Below are 18,714 nucleotides of genomic sequence, written 5' to 3' on the forward strand. Positions count from 1 at the left end.
GAGAACCCTTCGTACCGCATCAGGCGACGGGCCTAAATTCGGGAGCTTCACCTAAGTAGGTATCCGTAGGCCTGGTTTCGCGAGAAGGGCGAGGCAGAGTTTGCGAATCCTCAAATCGCGCCTGCCTCAGATCACTAGGCTGCTGTTCAGGTAACTTCACTTGGATTGCCTGAGAGGTGGCCATGCTACGCAATATCTTGCGCCGAGATTGGATCGCCGTCGTCGTATGCAGTCTGGCGCTGGTTTTCGGTGTCGCCGGTTGTTGGGCCAAGGACTATAAAGATCCAGGAGAGATGTTTCCGACGACGGACTTTACCGCTCTTGTGAAGCGCGTCTCGCCTGCTGTGGTTGGAATACGAGGCTGGGGCGTGGCATCAGAGCCGCGAGTATTTGATCCCGAAGCCAGCTTTCCAGACCCTCCTTCGCCTCGAGAGTGGCAGGGAGCGGGCGTCGTGGTCGACGCCCTGGCAGGCTTGATTGTCACTGCAAATCACTTGGTTGCAAACGCGACCGTCGTACAGGCACGTCCCCAGGACGGACGAGCGCTTGATGCCGTTGTGCTGGTAAGATCCGAGCGAGATGACGTTGCGCTACTCCGGGTCGAACCCGGCAACCTTCAGGCGTTGACTCTGGAGAACCTGGGTACGCCCGACGTGGGGGAGCCGGTGATCACGATTGGAAATCCGCAAGATTGGGGACAGAGCGTGACGTTTGGCATCGTGTCAGCTTTGCATCGTTCCTGCCCAGGCATTGCGAGCAGCGATCTGATCCAATCAGACGTCCTGGTCAGCCAGGGCAGTTCGGGCGGCGCGCTGGTGAATCTGAAGGGTAAGCTAATCGGCGTCGTCGTTGCGCGAAAGAGTGGCTTTGCTTTTGCAGCGCCAGCAGACGCGGTCAGGAGGCTTTTTGCGGCTGCCCAGTAGGGTCCCTCCTGCGCGGATCTGCGCATCAATGGCGAAACCGCGAGCGCCCGGAAATCCGCGCGGCTTCACCAGCCCTCGGGGCGTATCTGCTTAGTGGGGGACGCCTCGGTCACGCCCGGAGTAGGCGGCGATCAAGCCGACAAGAGCCGTGACGAGGAGCATCGTTACAATGGTTTGAATGAGGCCGAAGTTCAACGCGTCTCGCGAAACGAACAGCGCCGTGATCGGCGCTGCTATCGTAAAGAGAACCCGGACGATCCATCCAAGCATAGCGGCTTCCAATTCGCCGGCGTTCAGCCCGCGGCCCTCAAGTCTTCCGGCGATTCCACGTAGTAGCCGGTGTATGAATCAACTAAGCAAAGGTGGTCATGGACTTCCTTGACACCGCTGGTGTTTTCGGCGGCGACGATCGTCGCCCGCCGCGCTTCGTCGGTCGTAATCAGGCCGTGCAGATGGACGACGCCCTTGCGGACATCGACCCTGGAGCCGATCGGACGCCAGTCGGCGGCGTTGACCGCTCGCGTGATACGCTCGCGAATGTGCTCGTCATCGGCGGTCGGGTCCGGAATCTCGTGTGCGAGGCTTGCCATCGCCTGCAGCAGATTACTTCTCGTAACGATCCCGATCGTCGCCTCGCCGCGCATCACCGGGACGCGTTTAATGTCGTGCTTCTCCATCAAGTCGACCACGTCGACCAGGGATGTCTCTTCCCGGGCCGAGACAACCTGCCGCGTCATGACATCTTCCACCTTTCGGCCGCTTTCGTGAACAAACTCGGCCGCTGCCCGTCGAGGTCCCATGAAGAATTTGAGCCAGGCCGCGTGCTTGCGACCGGTGCCAATTTCGCTGCGACGGAGGAAGTCGCTTTCCGAGACAATGCCAACGAGATTGCCGGCATCGTCGATGACAGGTAGGCCGCTAATGTGCATCCGGAGCATGATCTTGGCGGCTTCTTCGATCGTCGTATGAGGCGTCACGGCAACAACGTCTCTGGTCATCACGTGAAGTGCGTGCATGACGTGCCCTCAATATCGATAGTGTTGCAAATGTGGGGCGAGGCTGCGCTCGATGCAGCCCCGCCTTGGCAGGCTCAAGCCGCCTTCACGTTGATCGTCTTGGCCGGTTTCTGCGCCTCCTCGGTTTTCGGAAGCACGACCTTCAGCACGCCGTTCTTGAAGGTAGCCTCGATCTTGTCGGCGTTGACGCTCTCCGGCAGGGTGAAATAGCGCTCGAAGGTGCCGTAGCGGCGCTCGGAGACGTAGTAGTCCTTCTTCTTTTCCTCGGTCTCCTCGCGCTTCTCGCCCTTGATCGTAAGACCGCCGTTGGCGACCTTGATGTCGATGTTCTTCTCGTCGAGACCCGGAAGCTCGGCCGTAATCTCATACGCTTTGTCACTCTCGGCGACGTCTACGGCCGGCGCAGAGATCGACTTCGAGAAGTCGCGCTCGAGCCGTGCCAGCGAACGGAACGGTCGGTTCCAGAAGCCGTTACCGAAATCGTCAAAGATCTGGTCGATTTCGTTTCTCAATGCCTGAAAGGGTCGCCAAGTCTCTCCGGCGACAGCGGGGGCTGTGGGGGATTTTGTGACGGGCAGCTTGGTTTCGGTTGCCATGATGATATCTCCTTCCGAGGTTTGACCATCTCGGTCGCGAAAGGAGATTAGCCACGGTCGTCGGTTTGAAATTTGATTTTGCTCAAGCCGGAAATTGAGCCGGCGAATTTCGTTGAATCGACAGACTGCGACATTTCTCCAGAAACGCGCTGTCAGAGTTCCAAGAAAGGTGTGCCGCGAAATCGTTGCCCTGCACGTGTCCGCGCGAAAATGCGGCAAGGAGGCAGACGTATTTCAATTTACGAACAACCGCAACGCTCAATCGCTATGTGCCGATTTCGGCACCCAGCGATCCGCGAGTTTCATGTATGAGCGCTTGACGGCGGACCAAGCCGTTCGATGTGCTATCTCTTCCTGGCGAATGTCTCCGACATGCGAGGCAAAGGAGTGGTTGAACGCCTCCCTGTAGATGTCCAGGGCGTGAGGCGGCAGGTGACGTCGCAATCTCGCGGGAAGATCATCGTTTGATCGATAAGGCATCGTTCCTGGCTCCCGCCAAGCGCGGTCCTCGATTGAATCGAACGGCGGTGGCCGAATGCGGGAACTCTCTGCGTGATAAGGACCGCTACTGCACCGCCAAGTCCGGTTCGGGCAGTCTCTCGCGTTTCGGCTCCGGGATTTCCGTCATCGTCGCTTCGGTCAGAAGGAGCACGCTCGCGACCGAGACCGCGTTTTCGAGGGCTGTCCGTACGACCTTGACCGGATCGACGATGCCAGCCGCGACGAGATCGACATAGACCTTGCGGGAGGCATCGAAGCCAATGCTGCCTTCACCTTCGAGCATCCGCGCAACCACGACGCCTCCGTCGGCCGCGGAATTCTCGGCAATCTGGCGCGCCGGAGCCTCAAGAGCGCGTCTCAGGATCTGTACGCCGGTCCGCTCGTCGCCCTCACAGGCCGCTTCCTCCTTGGCCACGGCCGCGACTGCACGGAGCAGAGCCAGCCCGCCACCGGGCACAATGCCTTCCGCGACCGCCGCTTTCGTCGAACTGATTGCATCGTCCAAAGCTTCCTTCTTCGCCTTCATTTCGGCCTCGGTCGGCGCTCCCACCCGGATCACCGCGACGCCTCCCGACAGCTTGGCGAGGCGCTCTTCGAGCTTCTCGCGATCGTAATCGCTAGTCGTCTTTTCGATTTCGACCCGGATCTGGCCCAGTCGTGCATCGATGCGGGTGCGATCGCCACCGCTGCCGATCAACGTTGTATTCTCCTTGTCGGCGACCACGCGCGCGGCACGACCGAGTTGTTGCAGGGTGGCGTTCTCCAAGTTCAAGCCGATCTCTTCCGAGATCACCTGAGCGCCGGTCAATATCGCGATATCCTCGAGCATGGCCTTGCGCCGGTCACCAAACCCGGGGGCCTTGACGGCGCAAGCCTTGAGCACGCCCCGCAATTGATTGACGATGAGAGTGGCCAGCGCTTCGCCCTCGATGTCCTCGGCAATGATCAGAAGCGGCTGACCGCTCTTGGCGACCTGCTCGAGAAGGGGAACCAGATCGCGCAATGCGCCGATCTTGTGGTCGCAGAGCAGGACGTAGGGATCCTGCAACACCGATTCCATCCGGTCGGCATCGGTGATGAAATAGGGTGAAAGAAAACCCCGGTCGAATTTCATTCCCTCGACGACGTCCAGAAGCGTTTCGGTCGTCTTGGACTCCTCGACCGATATCACGCCGTCGCCGCCGACCTTCTCGATCGCATCGGCTACGAGTTCGCCGATCGACGCATCGTTGTGGGCCGAAATCGTGGCGACTTGCACCTTCTCCGCCCTGGATTTTACGGGCGTTGCCATAGCGCGCAATGCGGCGATGGCGGCCTGCGTTCCGCGATCGAGGCCACGTTTGAGGTCGATCGCGCTCGCGCCAGCCACAACATTGCGAACCCCGTCCGACAGGATGGCATGTGCAAGGATGGTAGACGTGCTGGTGCCGTCGCCGACGACGTCGCCGGTTTTCTCCGCGGCCTGACGCAACACCTGAGCGCCAAGGTTCTCTTCGGCATCCTTCAAGTCGAATTCCTTGGCAATGGTGACCCCGTCGTTGCAGACGATCGGCGCTCCCCATCCCTTCTGGATCAGGACTGATTTCGACTTCGGGCCGAGCGTCACGCGCACCGCGTCTGCAAGGAGAGACGCGCCGCGCAAGATCTTCTCGCGGGCTGCTGAATGGAACAGGACTTGTTTGTGTGCCATTTCAATGCCTCAAGGTGTCGTAGTTGGCGTTACCCTGCGCGCCACTTTTGTACGACTGCGTCCGGCTCAGTTTGATCTTGGTCAACCAGAGGCGGAGGTTATTGAGCCGGCCGGTGAAGAAGTGGCTGATCGGGACTTGACCTAGCGCAATCCGCCAAAGGCATCGCGGCGGTATTTCTGAACCCAATAGTTGAGAGGAGGGGATCGCCAGATGAACCGGTGCGATCCGTGTAGCGTAGCCATGGCCGAACAAAGTCTACCATTACCAAATCAAAGACGCATCGACCCGATTTCCGTCGCGTCGGCCTGGTCGGGCATCATCACTCATAAATGGTTCCTCCTGACGGTTGTTGTCCTGCTCGGCCTTGGCGCATGGCAGGGCATCCGGGTCCTGCTCGGACCTGCCGTCGTGGTCGATCGGGTCGCACGTGGACGATTGGTTGAAACCGTAGTGGCGAGCGGGCATGTCGAGACGCCATACCGGGTGGAGATCGGCAGCCAGATTACCGGGACCGTGGAGGATGTGCTGGTCCAGGAGGGCGAGAGGGTCACCAAGGGCCAGCCGCTGATTGCCCTTGAGGCGCGTGAGTCGAAGGCGAGCGTGGTGCAAGCGCAGGGCGCGGTCGCGCAGGCCGAAGCGCGCATCAGGCAGCTCGAGGAGCTCACGCTTCCTTCGGCGAAGGAAGCGCAGACCCAGGCCGAGGCGACGCTTCGGAACGCCCAGCAGACTTATGACCGTACCGCGCAGCTCGAACGCAACGGCTATGCGACGCGAGCCGCCCTCGACGACGCGCAGAAGACGCTCGATGTCGCGCGTGCCGCAAAGCGCGCGACGGAATTTCAGGTCTATACCGCGAGCCCCGGCGGCAGCGATCACGTCATGGCGCAGACACAGCTCAATCAGGCACGCGCCAACCTCGACACCGCAGAATCTCGCCTGGGCTATGCCACGATCGTTGCCCCCCGCGACGGCGTTCTCATCACCCGTAGCGTGGAACGCGGCACCGTGGTGCAGGCGGGGAAGGCCTTGTTGGTTCTGGCCCCCTCGGGTGAACTGCAACTGGTGCTCCAGATCGATGAGCGGAACCTCGGCAGGCTCGCGCTCGGGCAGACGGCGCTCGCATCTGCCGATGCCTATCCGGATCGGCACTTTTCTGCGACCGTCACCTACATCAATCCCGGCGTCGACATTTCCCGCGCGACCGTGGAGGTGAAACTGACGGTAAAGGAGCCGCCGGACTATTTACGTCAGGATATGACGGTCTCGGTCGACATTGAGGTCGCAGCGAAGGACAATGCCGAGGTCCTTCCTGTGCGCTCGGTGCGTGAGATCCTGTCGGGGCAAGCATGGGTGATGACCGTAAAGAACGGCCGGGCCGCAAAGCATCCGGTGAAGGTCGGCTTGCGCGGCAACAGCCAGATCGAAATTGTCGAGGGGATGCAGCCCGGCGACATTGCGATCCCGCAGAGTTCCGGCGTCCTTACCGGGCAGCGCGTGCGCCCCGTCCTGCCATGAACCACTGGCTCCCATTCGAGTGGATTGCCGCCGTACGATTCCTGCGAGAGGGGAGGTTGCAAACCATCTTCATCGTCGGCGGCATCTCGATCGGCGTCGGTGTGATCGTCTTCATGTCTGCGATGCTCGCCGGCCTCGAGGCGAATTTTATCAAGCGCGTGCTGACCTCCCAGCCCCAGATCCAGCTCCTCACGCCGGATCAGGTGGCGCGTCCCTTGCGCAATGCCGCCGGGGAGATCGAGGATGCTGCAGTGCAGCGTCCGAGCCAGCGGGTGATCTCGATCGACCAGTGGCCGAAGATCCGCGGCCAGATGCTCGCCATGCCCGAAGTCACCGCGGTCTCGCCGACCATCACCGGATCTGTTCTGGCCATACGTGGCGACGCCAGCCGGGCGGTGACGCTGACAGGGATCGAACCGGAAACGTATTTCGACATCGTCAAGGTGCCGGACTACATCGCGGCCGGCGAGGCGCGTTTGACCAGTGAGGACGTCATCATCGGCACCGAACTCGCCAAGAATCTCGGAGCTACCGTCGGCGACAAGCTGAACTTGCAAGCCACGGCCGGCGCCAATCGAGTGCTGACGATTTCCGGTCTGATCGATTTCGGCAACAAGGGTGTCAATCAGCGTGCCAGCTTCGTCGCGCTGCGGACGGGACAGTCGCTTCTCGGCATGATCGGCGGCGTTACGACCATCGACATGACGGTCAAGGACATCTATGCGGCGGAAATCATCGCCCGGCGGATCCAGGCTGCGACGCCCGTGGAGGCGGACAGCTGGATCGCCACGAATGCCCAGTTCTTCACCGCGGTCCAGGCGCAGATCTATACGAATACCCTGATCCGTATCTTTGTCGGTTTGTCGGTGGCCTTCGGCATCGCCGCTGTTCTCATCGTTTCTGTGATCCAGCGCTCGAAGGAAATAGGGATCCTGCGGGCAATGGGCACGTCGCGTGGTCAGATCCTGCGCGTGTTCTTGCTCCAGGGCGGGCTGCTGGGCTTTGTCGGCTCGCTGTTCGGTGCGACCTTGGGCGCGGTCGCGCTGGTGTATTGGCACGCCGTGGCCCGGCAGGCGGACGGCACCGAACTGTTTCCGCTTGTTCTGCAACAGAGCCTCTTCGTCTACACCGCGCTCCTCGCCACAGCGACAGGGCTGCTGGCTGCGATGGCGCCGGCGGTGAGCGCCGCAAAGCTTGATCCAGTGGTGGCGATCCGTGGCTGACGAGATCCTCAAGCTCGAACGAGTTTGCAAGGGCTACAACCTTGGTCTGCCTACTGAGGTTGAAGTCCTGCACGACATTGATCTCAAGCTCGACCGTGGCGAGTTCCTGGCCTTGATCGGCCCGTCCGGCTCAGGCAAGAGCACGCTGCTCAATATCGTCGGCCTGCTGGATCGGCCAACGCGCGGTCGTCTTCTGATCAAGGGGCGCGACACGGCGCTGCTCGGCGACGACGAGCTCACGCATCTGCGAGGTCATACCATAGGCTTCGTCTTTCAGTACCATCTGTTGATTTCGGCCTTCACCGCCCGCGAAAATGTCATGATGCCGATGCTGGCGGATCGCGGCTTTGCAAGCGCGGAGATCGAAGATCGGGCCGACGATCTCTTGCGCCAAGTCGGTCTGGAGAAGTTCGCGGGCAACCTTGCCAACAACATGTCTGGTGGCCAGCAGCAGCGGGTGGCAGTTGCCAGGGCTCTTGCCATGAACCCGGATCTGGTGCTGGCCGACGAGCCGACCGGAAATCTCGACACGAAATCGGCGGATTCCGTCTTTGAGCTGATGCGGCGGGTCAATCGGGAGAGCGGCACGAGTTTTCTGCTGGTCACCCATAATCTGGACCTGGCACGGCAATGCGATCGGATCATCCAGGTGGTTGACGGGCGCATTGCCGACCACAGAACCGTCGAAAGCCCGGGCTGGTAGCGCGCTCAACGCGGGGGTACCGAACGCAGTTGCCGCCGCCTGAAGCATTTCATTTTCCTGGGCCGATAGCCGGGCGCTCGCCCATGCCCCGTGTCCTTGAACCGTCTCAAGTCGCGCAAATCGCCCAGCAAAACAGCTTGTCTTGAAGAGCATCAGGCCAGCTTTGGGATAGCCGCGTTGACCTGAATCAAGCGCACCTCACTCTCCCGAACTACCATCTCGATCACTTGACGTGGACGAGGAGGCGCAGGTGGAGCCCAATCAGGTTTCGCGAAATCAGGCGATAACGATGGCCGTCATTTTCGCGGGCGGTATGCTGCTCGTCGTCTTGCAATTCATTTTCAAAACCTACGAAACCGTCGAGACGATTCCCTATAGTCAATTCGAGCAGTTGCTCAGCCAGGAAAAGGTGGCCGAAGTCGCCGTTGGTCAGGACACCATTCAAGGAAAGTTGAAGGAGCAACTCCCAAGCGGCAAATCGGCATTTGTCACCGCGCGGGTTGACATGGCCCTGGCCGAAAAGCTTGCGGCCAAAGGCGCGATCGTGACCGGCGTTCCGGGAAGCGGCCTGCTTCAAAGCTTGCTGTCTTGGATCTTCCCGGTTGTCGTCTTCTTTATCATCTGGTTCTGGATCGGGCGCAGCGTGACCGGCCGCCAGGGATTCGGAGGGCTGATGGCGATCGGGAAGTCCCGTGCCAAAGTCTATGTCGAGAAAGACATCAAAGTCACTTTCGCCGACGTCGCTGGCGTTGATGAGGCCAAGTTCGAACTCCAGGAGGTGGTTTCGTTTCTGAAGGACCCCAAGAGCTACGGACGCCTGGGCGCCCATGTACCGAAGGGGATTTTGCTGGTTGGGCCGCCCGGAACGGGAAAGACCTTGCTCGCGCGCGCCGTAGCCGGGGAGGCCGGTGTTCCATTCTTCTCGATTTCGGGCTCCGAATTCGTCGAAATGTTCGTCGGGGTTGGCGCTGCGCGCGTGCGAGATTTGTTCGAGCAGGCCCGCAAGGCCGCTCCCTGCATCATTTTCGTCGACGAGCTCGATGCACTCGGACGCAGCCGCGGGCCGCTGTCGTTATCAAGCCACGACGAGAAGGAGCAGACCCTCAATCAGCTCCTGTCGGAGCTTGACGGCTTCGACCCGAGCGCCGGCGTCATCCTGCTGGCGGCTACCAATCGCCCCGAAATCCTGGATCCCGCGCTGCTCCGGGCGGGGAGGTTCGACCGGCAGGTCCTCGTCGACCGGCCGGACAAGACCGGGCGCACTGCCATTCTCAAGGTGCACGTCCGCAAGATCCGGCTGGGCAAGGAGGTCGATCTCGACAAGGTGGCAGGCCTCACGACCGGTTTCACAGGAGCTGATATCGCCAATCTCGTCAACGAGGCTGCGATTGCCGCAACCCGCCGGGGCGGAGACGAGGTCTCGTTCGCTGATTTCGTCACCGCGATAGAGCGGATCGTCGCCGGCGTCGAGAAGAAGAGCAGGGTGCTCGGCAAAGACGAGCGGCGCAGGGTCGCCTATCACGAGATGGGGCATGCCCTCGTGGCAGCGAGCCTGTCCGGCGTCGATCCGATGCAGAAGGTTTCGATCATACCGCGTGGGATCGGCGCGCTCGGCTACACCATTCAGCGCCCGACCGAGGACAGGTTTCTGCTTACGATCGAGGAGCTGAAGAACCGCATTGCCGTGTTGATGGGTGGACGGGCGTCGGAGCGGCTGATTTTTGACGGGGCCATTTCGACCGGCGCCGCCGACGATCTTCAACGTGCGACCGAAGTCGCCATCGAGATGGTGACTAAATACGGCATGGACGAGACGGTAGGGCAGCGCACCTACGCGCCGAAGCCTCAGGCATTTCTCGCGGCTCAGGATGCGGTCGTCACCGCCGCTGAAGCCACCGGCCGCGAGATCGATGTTGCGGTGCGAAACCTGATCGAGGAGGGCGATCGTCGTGCCCGCGATGTTCTGCAGCGGCGTCGTGCCGACCTTGATGCCGGGGTTGAACTGTTGATCGCAAATGAAACGGTGACTGCGGAGCAGTTTACGCCGCTGCTCGCCAAGAGCACCGGAAAGAACGAACCCATTGCCGCGTGATCGGATCCAAACCGACCATTACTGGTTCGATGCTTCGCAGCTTGCTATTATGCAGGCCAGCGGCGAACTGCCGTCTCATTTTCGAGCAGGGCGCAAGCCGATCCTGTTACGAAGGCGACGGCAGAAATCATTTAACGCCGTGTGAACATAGTTGAGGTGAACCAAATGTCTTTCCGCATCTTCCCGTTCGGATGTGCCCACGGCAAAAGAGTTCCGGAGGGATACCGCGCGCGCGACCTTTTGGCGGCTCCGTGAGCTTCTTCGCCTACGATACGCTGAAGGTGCTCATGCTTCTCCCTCTCGTCGTGTTGACTTGGCTCAATAAGACTTCGGTGAATTACGACACGGTTGTTACGCGACACCAACACCGGAGAAGGCCCATGCCACGCCGAACCATTGCTGCAGCGCTTCTGTTTGCGACCCTGAGCTATCCAGCGCTCGCTCAATCGCCGACTGATCACAACGCCCACCACCCGGGACCGGACCAGGTTCCGTCGTCCACGCAGACGGAATCTCCCGCAGGACAATCCGCAGAGCGGCAGAGGACGATGCGAGGCGGAGACATGATGGGAATGATGGGGCGCGGCATGAAAGGGCATGGCATGATGGGCGGGGACGGGATGGGGCCACCAATCATGTTCCGCATGATTTTCGCGCTGATGGATGCTGATGGCGACGGGACCGTCTCATTGCCGGAGTTTCAAGTTGCGCACGAACGAATCTTCAAGGCAATGGACAGCAACAAGGATGGGAAGCTCACTCCGGAGGAGATGCTGGCGTTCATGCGTGGGACAACGAACCCGGTGCCGCAGCAATAGCGGACTGAAGGCCCTGAGCAGGCGCCGAGGACTAACGGCGCGAGCGGATCGCCCGTTGCTTCTCGACTGTTGACGAACGCGGCTGCCTAGTTGTGGCCATCTGGTCAAAATTGGCCCTCGACGATCACAGGGCCGAGAATGCGCCGGCCCACGCGGCCGCGATGACGAGAATAAGGTCGGGAATCAGCCGCAGACCGAAGGGAAGGGCCGCCACTGACCCAGCCAACGATGATCTTGCTGAGAGTATTTGTCGACAGCGCCGCAAGCACCGGAGCGATGGCGTCGTCAGAGTTGATCTTGCCTGAGGCGACGAGCGTGGTAGCGGCCACGGCGGGCGAATGCGTATCAGCGAGGCCGGCTGCAGACGCGCTGACCACCAGCCCGATTTCTCCAAACGCCTCCCGCAAACTGGCTGAGAGCACGATAACTCCGGAGCGCGTCAACGCCAGCAACAAAGCCGCGGGCAGGTTAAAGCCCGTCCGAGTTGCAGATCGACTGCCGCCGTTTCCCGCATGCCCTTGATCGTGAAGGTCGCGCTATAGATCGTCGCCGCGCCACCGGCGCAGAGTAGCGGAACTAGCAAACTTTGCATCGTAGACAGGTTCGTTGCTTCGAGCACGGCGGAGAGCTGAACGATAGTTGCGACGGTTGACAGCGTCGCGCCGGCGGTAGCTGCTCCGAGCAGCTCCGGCGTCCTGCAAGCCCGCGCTCCCATCGCGCCGATAGTGGCTGTACTGGACACAAATGCCGAGGCGAAACTAGAGACAGCAAGCCCGCCCTTGTACCGGCGACGCAAATGCAGTTGAGCAAGCCTTTCAGCGCCCGCCTGGTGGACGTGCAGATCACGGTCTTCGCACGCGCGACGATGCGACGATCGTCCCGTCCGGGGCGCTGTTTCGCCGCGGAGAGGCCTGGAACGTTTATGTCGCGAAAAACGGACGCGCCGAATTGCGCCAGATCGAGCTCCTACGCCGGTCCGGCCGCCTTGCAGCCATCACTTCCGGCCTCCCGGGGAAGAGGTGATTGTCTATCCCAGCGACCGAGTTGCACCGCAACGATCGCGTTGAGACCACACGATGTTTCGTTCATTGCGCTATGCCAATTGAGCGTTGCGGTCCTTCACTGAGCTAGATTCTCGCTGTTGCCTCGCATCCGCCAGTCGCGGCCTGCTTTGCAGTGATCCCAGTCTCGCTGGTCCACATTTGGTCCAGACGGTGAGTATCCTTTAGCCTTTGGTTCGTCGGCTTTAGCTGACTCTCGCCAGGCTCCTGCGACCGCGTGGTCGGAGCTGACGAGGAACGTTCGGTCTTCCCCATCTCCTTGGCGAAGCATGGCACGCCAGATGACAGCAGCACAATCACCGCTAGGGCTTGAGCTAGAGCACGCATGATAGAGCAAGTATCTGCCTGAGGCTCCGAGAGGCGTTGATCCAGGTCATGGCTGGCTGTGAAGGAACCCTTTGGTGTTCATCATGCCGGCGTTGATTTTGCTCAAACAACAAAGCTGGTTTCGGAGGACAGTGACGCTCGTTTAGCTGTGGAACCAAATCATGCCGTTTGAGCGGATCCTGCGATGGACCCTGGTCGTGATTGCGATCGCCGGATTGACTACGGGCATTTTGGCGCGAGCCGCTGGGCGACCGGATCTGGCCGATCTCGCATGGGAGCTGGGCACGGCGCCCGTGATCGGAGGACTGGCGGTCTCGATCGTCAGGGATTTTTTGAGCGGCCGCCTGGGAGTGGACGCGATTGCGCTGCTGTCGATGAGCGCGGCGCTGGCACTGGGCCAGCCGTTGGCCGGCGCCGTGGTCGCGCTGATGTATTCCGGCGGCAACGTCCTGGAGGATATCGCGATCGCCCGGGCGGAACGCGACTTGCGATCCCTGGTTGATCGGGCGCCGCGGCAGGCCCATCGCAAGACTGGCGAGCAGATCGAGGAAGTTCCGATCGAGTCAGTCTCGGTCGGCGAGGAACTCCTGGTCAGGGCCGGCGAGATCATCCCGGTCGATGGTATCGTTGGTTCGGCCTCGGCCACCATCGACGAGTCCGCGGTGACCGGCGAACCCATTCCGATCGAGAAGACACGCGGCAGCGCAGTTCTTTCCGGTTCTCTGAATGCGGGTGAGACCTTCGAGCTGACCGTGACCGCGCCGGCCGGCGAGAGCACCTACGCCGGCATCGTGCGCATGGTGACGGCGGCGCAAACGGCGAAGGCTCCCTTCGTGCGGCTGGCCGATCGCTTTGCGCTGATCCTCCTGCCGGTGACGCTCGTCGTCGCCTTCGTGGCGTGGCGGATCTCCGGTGATCTGACCCGTAGCCTCGCTGTGCTGGTGGCAGCGACGCCTTGTCCCCTGATTCTGGCCGCGCCAGTCGCATTTATCGCCGGAGTGGCGCAGGCGGCCCGCCGCGGCATCCTGGCCAAAGGCGGAGGGGCGCTGGAGGCGCTGGCTCGCGCGCACACGGTGTTGTTCGACAAGACCGGCACCCTGACGGTGGGAGGGGCGCGGTTGCTTTCGGTTGAGGTTGCGCCGGGGGAGGATCCGGACGAGGTCCTCACGCTTGGGGCATCGCTTGAGCAGGCCTCGCATCACGTCCTTGCGAAGGCAGTCGTTGCTGCGGCCGTCGATCGCGGCCTCAAGCTGAAACTGCCGAAACATGTCAAAGAGGCCATGGGTTCTGGCCTGAGCGGCATAATTGACGGACGCAAGGTCACCGCGGGCTCGCGAGAGATGCTTCTCTCACATGCCGAGTTGTCGTCGTGGGAGCTGCGGGCGATCCGACGCGCTTCGTGGCGCTCGGCGCTGATCGTCTTTGTTGCTGTGAACGGGCGTCCGATCGGTGCGCTGCTGCTTGCCGACGAGTTGCGGGCGGATACGCCGCGAGCGATCCGGCTCCTGCGAGATGCGGGCATCGCTCGAATAGTGATGGTCACGGGCGATCGCGCCGCAGCGGCCCAGTCGATCGGAGCAGCGCTAGACCTCGATGCGGTGCTGGCTGACCGCGTTCCTTCTGACAAGGTCGAGGCGGTGCGCACCGAACAGCGGATGCATCCGACCATCATGGTCGGGGATGGTATCAACGATGCCCCCGCGTTGGCCGTGGCCGATATCGGGGTCGCGCTTGGGGCGCGTGGCGCCAGCGCCTCGTCCGAGGCCGCTGACGTGGTCATCTTAGCCGACCGTCTCGACCGGGTGGGCGAGGCGATCATTATTGCGCAGCGGGCACGGCTGATCGCCTTGCAAAGCATAGTTGTCGGGATGGGTTTGTCGCTGGTGGCAATGGTAGCTGCCGCCCTCGGTTGGCTTGATCCGGTACCGGCAGCGATCGTGCAGGAAGTGATCGATGTTGCCGTCATCCTGAACGCGCTGCGCGCGCTCACTCCGGCCCTCGGCAGGGCTGGCCCGCACATCACCGCAGAGCAGGGGCTAATCTTGCATCACGATCATCAGACCCTGTTCAAGGACCTCGACCGCTTGCGTAAGATCGTCGATGCGTTGGACGATGCGACGCCCGAGTCCGCCGCAGTGTTGATCAGGGCAGCTCAGCGCATCGTTCAGAGTAGCGTGGTGATGCACGAGCGCAAGGATGAGGACAGCGTCTACCCGAAGCTTGCGGAGGTGCTGCGCGACCGCCACGGCCTCTCTGCGATGAGCCGTGCCCATCGGGAGATACTGCACCTTGCTCGCCTTCTTGCTCGGATCGTGGAGGATCTGCCGTCAGAGAAGGTCGACCGCTACCTTGTCCGAGACGCCCAGCGGGTGATCGAGGCGATCGAAACACTGGTGCGCATGCACACAGCCCAGGAGGAGGATATTTACGAAGCCGTAGCGGCCCAGGCGGCTTAGCTTTACGACCCGCGCGCCTTTTACCTTTGTATCAGCGCCCCGAACGGGCGCCACGTGTCCTCAACGAGCGTCGGCACGCTGGGCTTCTTTGTAACGGGCAGTGTCGTTTCAGTCGCCATGATCAGTCTCCTCTGTTGTTAGAGCCCCTTTACTTGGCGGCGCTGCGCGATGAGTGGATAGTTCCCTCACCGCGGAATTCGCCGGCTGCTGGTGATGTATAAAGAAGCGATGAAAGTAGGCCCGACGCCGCGTGCCGTGCGTTGATTTACGTCAACGCGCAGGACATCGTTCATGGACACAAATGTGTGCCTCTGGACCCTTCGAGGCGAATAAACATGCGAAAATTTGTCATGCTCGCCGCCGTCGCGGCGATCATAGCTGCGCCCACGAGCGCGGTGGCGGGCTGCTACCGTTTGGGCGAGACCGGCTATCACTGGTATCGTTCCTGCTGGGGTCCGCACTGGATCTATCCTCATCAACGCGTCTGTCGGCACGGCCATTGCTGGTACCGCTGAGCGCCGCTGCTGCAGTATGATATGTTAGGCAATCGTCATCGTGCGCGACTATCTCATCTTTGACTTCACCTTTAGTGTAGCGCCGTCGATGGTGAAGGACCCGTAGCCACGGTGGTGAAGCGTCTTGGGGTTCTTCTGGGCAGGGGCGCGCACGACCTCCAGAATGAACAGATTATGGCGATATACCATGGGGGTATCCGCCACGCGGCATTCGAGATTGCAGAAGCACTCCTCGATTAAGGGTGCGCAGACCTGGTTTGCCGGGAGCGGGGTCAGTCCGAAACGCTTGAACTTATCGTTGTCGCGGCCGGAGCAGTTGCCGACTTTGACGACCGTGTCAGCAAGGCTGCGTGAGGGAATTGCGATTACGGCCTCTCCGGTTGAGCGGAGAGCAGCGAAGCTAAAATTGGCTTCGCTGACGACACAGGCGATGAGCGGCGGTTCAAATTCCACCATCATATGCCATGACATCGTCATGACATTTGGACATCCGCGGCTGGCGGTCGTTAGCAGAACGACGGGGCCGGGCTCGATCAGCTGGTAAACTTTTGAAAGTGCACGTTGTCGAAAGAACCATCTCAATTGCGACCTTCCGATTGGGCTCGAAACTCTGGTGCGGCTTCGCTGTAGATCCAGCGCTAGGGAACGACGACCACTGCACAAGGAGCGAGGCTGACAAGCTTTTGGAAGACGCTGCCGAGCAACAAGCACGCCAACTGGCCGCGTCCGCGCCGGCCCACGGCGAGCAATCTAGTTGAGCGGCTGCTGGCGAGGTCGATCAAGGATTGGATCACGTTAATCATATTGCCCGGACTAAACCGTTCTGTTCTGACACGACGGCCTCCGGATCAGCCGTCGTGACCGAATGTTTGGACTACCTCTGATACCAGCCGACGAGAACAGCCTCGGAAAGCGTAAACCTGCGGGCCTCGCGTTCAACCTCTCGGCATGACGGAGTTGGCTGAACCCGTACATGATCGACCGAGAGTGCAAGCAGACGAAAATGGTAGTGATGGGTGCCGTGCCCGGGTGGCGGACACGGGCCGCCATAGCCGACTTTTCGGAAGTCGTTGACAGCCTGCTTTAGCTTCGTTTTCTGCGCCGCACTGTCGGGAAATCCGGCTTGGGGCGCCGGGATATCGTAGACCGCCCAGTGATGCCAGATACCGCCTGGAGCATCCGGGTCATCGCAGAGCAGGACGTAACTGCGCGTTCCCGGTGGCGGATCTGACCATTTGAGGGGTGGGGAGAGATTGTCCCCGTCACAAGTGAAGCGTCGCGGGATGGCTGCCCCATCGGCGAAGGCATCTGAGAGGAGTTTCATGTGTCCTCCTTGCTGGCGGCCTGGACTGATCCCGGCGCCTGCAGATATCGTTCAAACCATTGGCCAGCATGCTCTATGACGGCTTCCATGGCGCCGGGCTCGGCAAACAAGTGCGTCGCGCCGGAAATGATCTCGATCGCCTTGGGTGCATGAAGCCGGGTCAGCGCGTCCTCATTGAGTTCGATAACGCCGAAGTCGGCGCCCCCTACAATCAACAGGGTCGGCGCGCGGACAAGGGGAAGGGCCTCGCCGGCCAAATCCGGACGTCCGCCGCGCGAGACCACGGCCGCAATGCGATCGGGGAGCCGTGCTGCAGCAACAAGCGCGGCGGCTGCCCCGGTGCTGGCTCCGAACAATCCGACAGGAAGGCTGGCGATGGCCCGGGTCTGGCCTTCGAGCCAGTTGACTGCCGTCATCAGCCGTTCTGCGAGTAACACGACATCGAACACATTCGAGCGGTTCTGCTCCTCTTCAGGCGTGAGAAGGTCGAACAGAAGCGTCGCAAAACGGCGTTCGTTCAAAGCATTTGCAACTGCGGTATTCCGCGGACTGAACCGGCTCGAGCCGCTACCATGCGCAAATGCGATCAGGCCCCGCGGGTTACCTGGAACAGACAGTCTTCCAGGCAGCCCAAAAGGCGGAATGAGAACGTCATGGGGGTGCACGGATTGTCTCCTCTGGCTAACCCTGCAAATTTCGCAGCGAGGCCGGCAGGTGAGCCATGAGCTTTTCGAATTCGCCCGGATCCAGTTTTTCCCAGAGGATCTCGTAAACCGCGCGAGCCGTCCTGAGCGGATTTATGGGAAACTGCGGAGGAAGCTCTCTGGCGATATGCGCTGCAAATTCGTCGATGTGCCTTTCCTTGGTCGGCGTTGCGGCCATATGCCAGCCTTCATAGTAGATGCCGCGCACCATGATCGGTAGCTGTGCTCCGAGCTTGACGGCGACCTCCGGCGGCAGGCGATCGCGCAGCGCATGCAGGACCGCCCGCAATGCACTGTAGGCCTGATGACGGTCCTCCAGGGCCAGCTGCTCGTCAATCGCCTTGAGCCAAACATTGGTTTCTTGAACCGAATGGTCCAATGCAGTCACACCTGTGGACGTGCTCATAGCGACGCTCCCGGTCAGAGACAGATTGTCCATTAGTTTCAGCCTTGGGCCGGCCCGTTTTGACGTACCGCAAAGTTCCGTGCGGGATGCACAAAAGGGAAAGCCGCCGGGCGTTGGGGGCGCCCCGGCGGCTGAGGTCGCGTGGTGGGTTGTTGGGGCTTGTTGATGGAGATCAAGTCCAGCTTGAGGGATGCATCGGGTCGGATTGATTTTGCGCAAAGCCGTAGGCGTGCGGCGTGATCAAATTAATTGGCCAATCTGAGGAGCAAGATCATGCAAACTCCGGCTCGAATCGAATTCGAAAATCTGATGCCGTCGCCAGACCTGCAAGCTGCAATTGATCAGCACATCTCCGAACTTGAGAAGCGCTACGGTCGAGCAACAGCAGGGCGCGTCGTCGTGCGAGGCCCCGGTGATCGCCACAAGACGGGCGGTCAATACCAGGTGAGCATTCGACTCGCTCTTCCCGAAGGACGCGAGGTCGATGTCGGACGGACGCCCAAGGAAGATGAACGGTACGCCGATCTGACCTTTGCGCTGGATGATGCATTCAAGCGCGCGCGGCGGCAATTGCAAGACCAGGTCCGCGTGATGCACGGACAGACCAAACTCCATGAAGGAGAGCCGGTTGGCACCGTGCTGCGAATCGATCCAAGCGGCGAGTTCGGCTTCCTCGAGGCCGCTGATGGTCACGAGATCTATTTCAATTGCAACAGTGTTCTGGAAGGGCGCGCGAATATCGCTGTCGGCGCGCATGTCAGCTATGCCGAGGAACTCGGGGAAAAGGGGCCGCAGGCCAGCACCGTGAAGGTCTTGAGCAAACACAGCATGCGGACATAGGTG

General features: G+C 61.0%; 18 protein-coding genes and 1 pseudogene. 9 read left to right on the top strand and 10 right to left on the bottom strand.

From position 1 onward, the window contains the following. The first annotated feature begins 182 nt into the window (after positions 1-182). On the top strand, positions 183-923 hold the full coding sequence (locus tag ACVWW6_RS28210) for a S1C family serine protease (protein WP_051000372.1): 741 nt from the start codon (positions 183-185) through the stop codon (positions 921-923). A 293-nt stretch (positions 924-1,216) separates the two neighbouring features. Here ACVWW6_RS28210 and ACVWW6_RS28215 read toward each other — a convergent pair whose 3' ends face one another. From ACVWW6_RS28215 to groL, 4 genes are all read right to left on the bottom strand, one after another. Then, complete coding sequence (locus ACVWW6_RS28215; protein WP_304553585.1) at positions 1,217-1,939, bottom strand: CBS domain-containing protein; 723 nt, start codon at positions 1,937-1,939, stop codon at positions 1,217-1,219. A 74-nt stretch (positions 1,940-2,013) separates the two neighbouring features. Further along, positions 2,014-2,535 (bottom strand): Hsp20/alpha crystallin family protein, encoded by a 522-nt coding sequence (locus ACVWW6_RS28220; protein ID WP_060912164.1) that lies wholly within the window; start codon positions 2,533-2,535, stop codon positions 2,014-2,016. Between the two features lie 258 nt (positions 2,536-2,793). Then, a complete protein-coding gene (locus tag ACVWW6_RS28225) occupies positions 2,794-3,015 on the bottom strand; it encodes a ChaB family protein (protein WP_011087407.1) in 222 nt (73 codons plus the stop codon). 85 nt (positions 3,016-3,100) lie between these two features. Continuing rightward, on the bottom strand, positions 3,101-4,726 hold the full coding sequence (gene groL / locus ACVWW6_RS28230) for a chaperonin GroEL (RefSeq protein WP_304553584.1): 1,626 nt from the start codon (positions 4,724-4,726) through the stop codon (positions 3,101-3,103). Between the two features lie 241 nt (positions 4,727-4,967). Between groL and ACVWW6_RS28235 the strand changes: the two genes are divergently transcribed. The 5 genes from ACVWW6_RS28235 (at position 4,968) to ACVWW6_RS28255 (ending at position 11,078) form a co-directional block, all read left to right on the top strand. Beyond that, the gene (locus tag ACVWW6_RS28235; RefSeq protein ID WP_162494103.1) at positions 4,968-6,242 is read left to right on the top strand and encodes an efflux RND transporter periplasmic adaptor subunit; all 1,275 of its coding nucleotides are present in this window, start codon (positions 4,968-4,970) and stop codon (positions 6,240-6,242) included. Continuing rightward, complete coding sequence (locus tag ACVWW6_RS28240) at positions 6,239-7,465, top strand: ABC transporter permease (RefSeq protein WP_304553582.1); 1,227 nt, start codon at positions 6,239-6,241, stop codon at positions 7,463-7,465. Before ACVWW6_RS28235 ends, ACVWW6_RS28240 begins: the two co-directional genes overlap by 4 nt. Next, the gene (locus ACVWW6_RS28245; RefSeq protein WP_060912167.1) at positions 7,458-8,168 is read left to right on the top strand and encodes an ABC transporter ATP-binding protein; all 711 of its coding nucleotides are present in this window, start codon (positions 7,458-7,460) and stop codon (positions 8,166-8,168) included. Before ACVWW6_RS28240 ends, ACVWW6_RS28245 begins: the two co-directional genes overlap by 8 nt. A gap of 289 nt (positions 8,169-8,457) precedes the next feature. Continuing rightward, complete coding sequence (gene ftsH, locus ACVWW6_RS28250) at positions 8,458-10,260, top strand: ATP-dependent zinc metalloprotease FtsH (protein WP_456683186.1); 1,803 nt, start codon at positions 8,458-8,460, stop codon at positions 10,258-10,260. Between the two features lie 563 nt (positions 10,261-10,823). Beyond that, positions 10,824-11,078 carry an EF-hand domain-containing protein gene (locus ACVWW6_RS28255; protein WP_373565434.1) on the top strand — a complete coding sequence of 85 codons (255 nt, stop codon included), beginning with the start codon at positions 10,824-10,826 and terminating at the stop codon, positions 11,076-11,078. A gap of 104 nt (positions 11,079-11,182) precedes the next feature. Here the strand turns inward: ACVWW6_RS28255 and ACVWW6_RS28260 are convergent. Continuing rightward, a pseudogene (locus ACVWW6_RS28260) lies at positions 11,183-11,820 on the bottom strand (DUF4010 domain-containing protein). An 807-nt stretch (positions 11,821-12,627) separates the two neighbouring features. Here ACVWW6_RS28260 and ACVWW6_RS28265 point away from each other — a divergent pair. Both ACVWW6_RS28265 and ACVWW6_RS28270 read left to right on the top strand, forming a co-directional pair. Continuing rightward, positions 12,628-14,922, top strand: a complete 2,295-nt coding sequence (locus ACVWW6_RS28265; protein ID WP_456681744.1) for a heavy metal translocating P-type ATPase — start codon at positions 12,628-12,630, stop codon at positions 14,920-14,922. A gap of 335 nt (positions 14,923-15,257) precedes the next feature. Continuing rightward, positions 15,258-15,437 (top strand): hypothetical protein, encoded by a 180-nt coding sequence (locus ACVWW6_RS28270; RefSeq protein WP_129557611.1) that lies wholly within the window; start codon positions 15,258-15,260, stop codon positions 15,435-15,437. 48 nt (positions 15,438-15,485) lie between these two features. Here the strand turns inward: ACVWW6_RS28270 and ACVWW6_RS28275 are convergent, their stop codons facing one another. From ACVWW6_RS28275 to ACVWW6_RS28295, 5 genes are all read right to left on the bottom strand, one after another. Further along, the gene (locus ACVWW6_RS28275) at positions 15,486-16,019 is read right to left on the bottom strand and encodes a flavin reductase family protein (RefSeq protein WP_456681745.1); all 534 of its coding nucleotides are present in this window, start codon (positions 16,017-16,019) and stop codon (positions 15,486-15,488) included. Positions 16,020-16,075: 56 nt separating this feature from the next. Further along, complete coding sequence (locus ACVWW6_RS28280; protein WP_456681746.1) at positions 16,076-16,240, bottom strand: universal stress protein; 165 nt, start codon at positions 16,238-16,240, stop codon at positions 16,076-16,078. Positions 16,241-16,311: 71 nt separating this feature from the next. Further along, positions 16,312-16,761: a YbhB/YbcL family Raf kinase inhibitor-like protein gene (locus ACVWW6_RS28285; RefSeq protein WP_082756924.1), complete on the bottom strand. Its 450-nt coding sequence runs from the start codon at positions 16,759-16,761 to the stop codon at positions 16,312-16,314. Further along, positions 16,758-17,282 (bottom strand): dienelactone hydrolase family protein, encoded by a 525-nt coding sequence (locus ACVWW6_RS28290; RefSeq protein ID WP_456681747.1) that lies wholly within the window; start codon positions 17,280-17,282, stop codon positions 16,758-16,760. Before ACVWW6_RS28290 ends, ACVWW6_RS28285 begins: the two co-directional genes overlap by 4 nt. A 160-nt stretch (positions 17,283-17,442) precedes the next feature. Further along, positions 17,443-17,871, bottom strand: a complete 429-nt coding sequence (locus ACVWW6_RS28295; RefSeq protein WP_304553577.1) for a DUF2267 domain-containing protein — start codon at positions 17,869-17,871, stop codon at positions 17,443-17,445. 273 nt (positions 17,872-18,144) lie between these two features. Here ACVWW6_RS28295 and ACVWW6_RS28300 point away from each other — a divergent pair, with 273 nt between their 5' ends. Next, positions 18,145-18,711: an HPF/RaiA family ribosome-associated protein gene (locus ACVWW6_RS28300; protein ID WP_304553576.1), complete on the top strand. Its 567-nt coding sequence runs from the start codon at positions 18,145-18,147 to the stop codon at positions 18,709-18,711. Positions 18,712-18,714: the final 3 nt, after the last annotated feature.

It is taken from the genome of Bradyrhizobium sp. USDA 3311 (assembly GCF_054062495.1).

Bases quoted from the DNA above. Each gene is read 5' to 3' on its own strand.
- ACVWW6_RS28235 (WP_162494103.1), top strand. From the start codon at position 4,968: ATGGCCGAACAAAGTCTACCATTACCAAATCAAAGACGCATCGACCCG.
- ACVWW6_RS28240 (WP_304553582.1), top strand. From the start codon at position 6,239: ATGAACCACTGGCTCCCATTCGAGTGGATTGCCGCCGTACGATTCCTG.
- ACVWW6_RS28285 (WP_082756924.1), bottom strand. From the start codon at position 16,761: ATGAAACTCCTCTCAGATGCCTTCGCCGATGGGGCAGCCATCCCGCGA.
- ACVWW6_RS28295 (WP_304553577.1), bottom strand. From the start codon at position 17,871: ATGAGCACGTCCACAGGTGTGACTGCATTGGACCATTCGGTTCAAGAA.
- ACVWW6_RS28280 (WP_456681746.1), bottom strand. From the start codon at position 16,240: ATGATTAACGTGATCCAATCCTTGATCGACCTCGCCAGCAGCCGCTCA.
- ACVWW6_RS28270 (WP_129557611.1), top strand. From the start codon at position 15,258: ATGCGAAAATTTGTCATGCTCGCCGCCGTCGCGGCGATCATAGCTGCG.
- ACVWW6_RS28255 (WP_373565434.1), top strand. From the start codon at position 10,824: ATGATGGGAATGATGGGGCGCGGCATGAAAGGGCATGGCATGATGGGC.
- ftsH (WP_456683186.1), top strand. From the start codon at position 8,458: ATGGCCGTCATTTTCGCGGGCGGTATGCTGCTCGTCGTCTTGCAATTC.
- ACVWW6_RS28265 (WP_456681744.1), top strand. From the start codon at position 12,628: ATGCCGTTTGAGCGGATCCTGCGATGGACCCTGGTCGTGATTGCGATC.
- ACVWW6_RS28225 (WP_011087407.1), bottom strand. From the start codon at position 3,015: ATGCCTTATCGATCAAACGATGATCTTCCCGCGAGATTGCGACGTCAC.
- ACVWW6_RS28220 (WP_060912164.1), bottom strand. From the start codon at position 2,535: ATGGCAACCGAAACCAAGCTGCCCGTCACAAAATCCCCCACAGCCCCC.
- ACVWW6_RS28300 (WP_304553576.1), top strand. From the start codon at position 18,145: ATGCAAACTCCGGCTCGAATCGAATTCGAAAATCTGATGCCGTCGCCA.
- ACVWW6_RS28215 (WP_304553585.1), bottom strand. From the start codon at position 1,939: ATGCACGCACTTCACGTGATGACCAGAGACGTTGTTGCCGTGACGCCT.
- groL (WP_304553584.1), bottom strand. From the start codon at position 4,726: ATGGCACACAAACAAGTCCTGTTCCATTCAGCAGCCCGCGAGAAGATC.
- ACVWW6_RS28210 (WP_051000372.1), top strand. From the start codon at position 183: ATGCTACGCAATATCTTGCGCCGAGATTGGATCGCCGTCGTCGTATGC.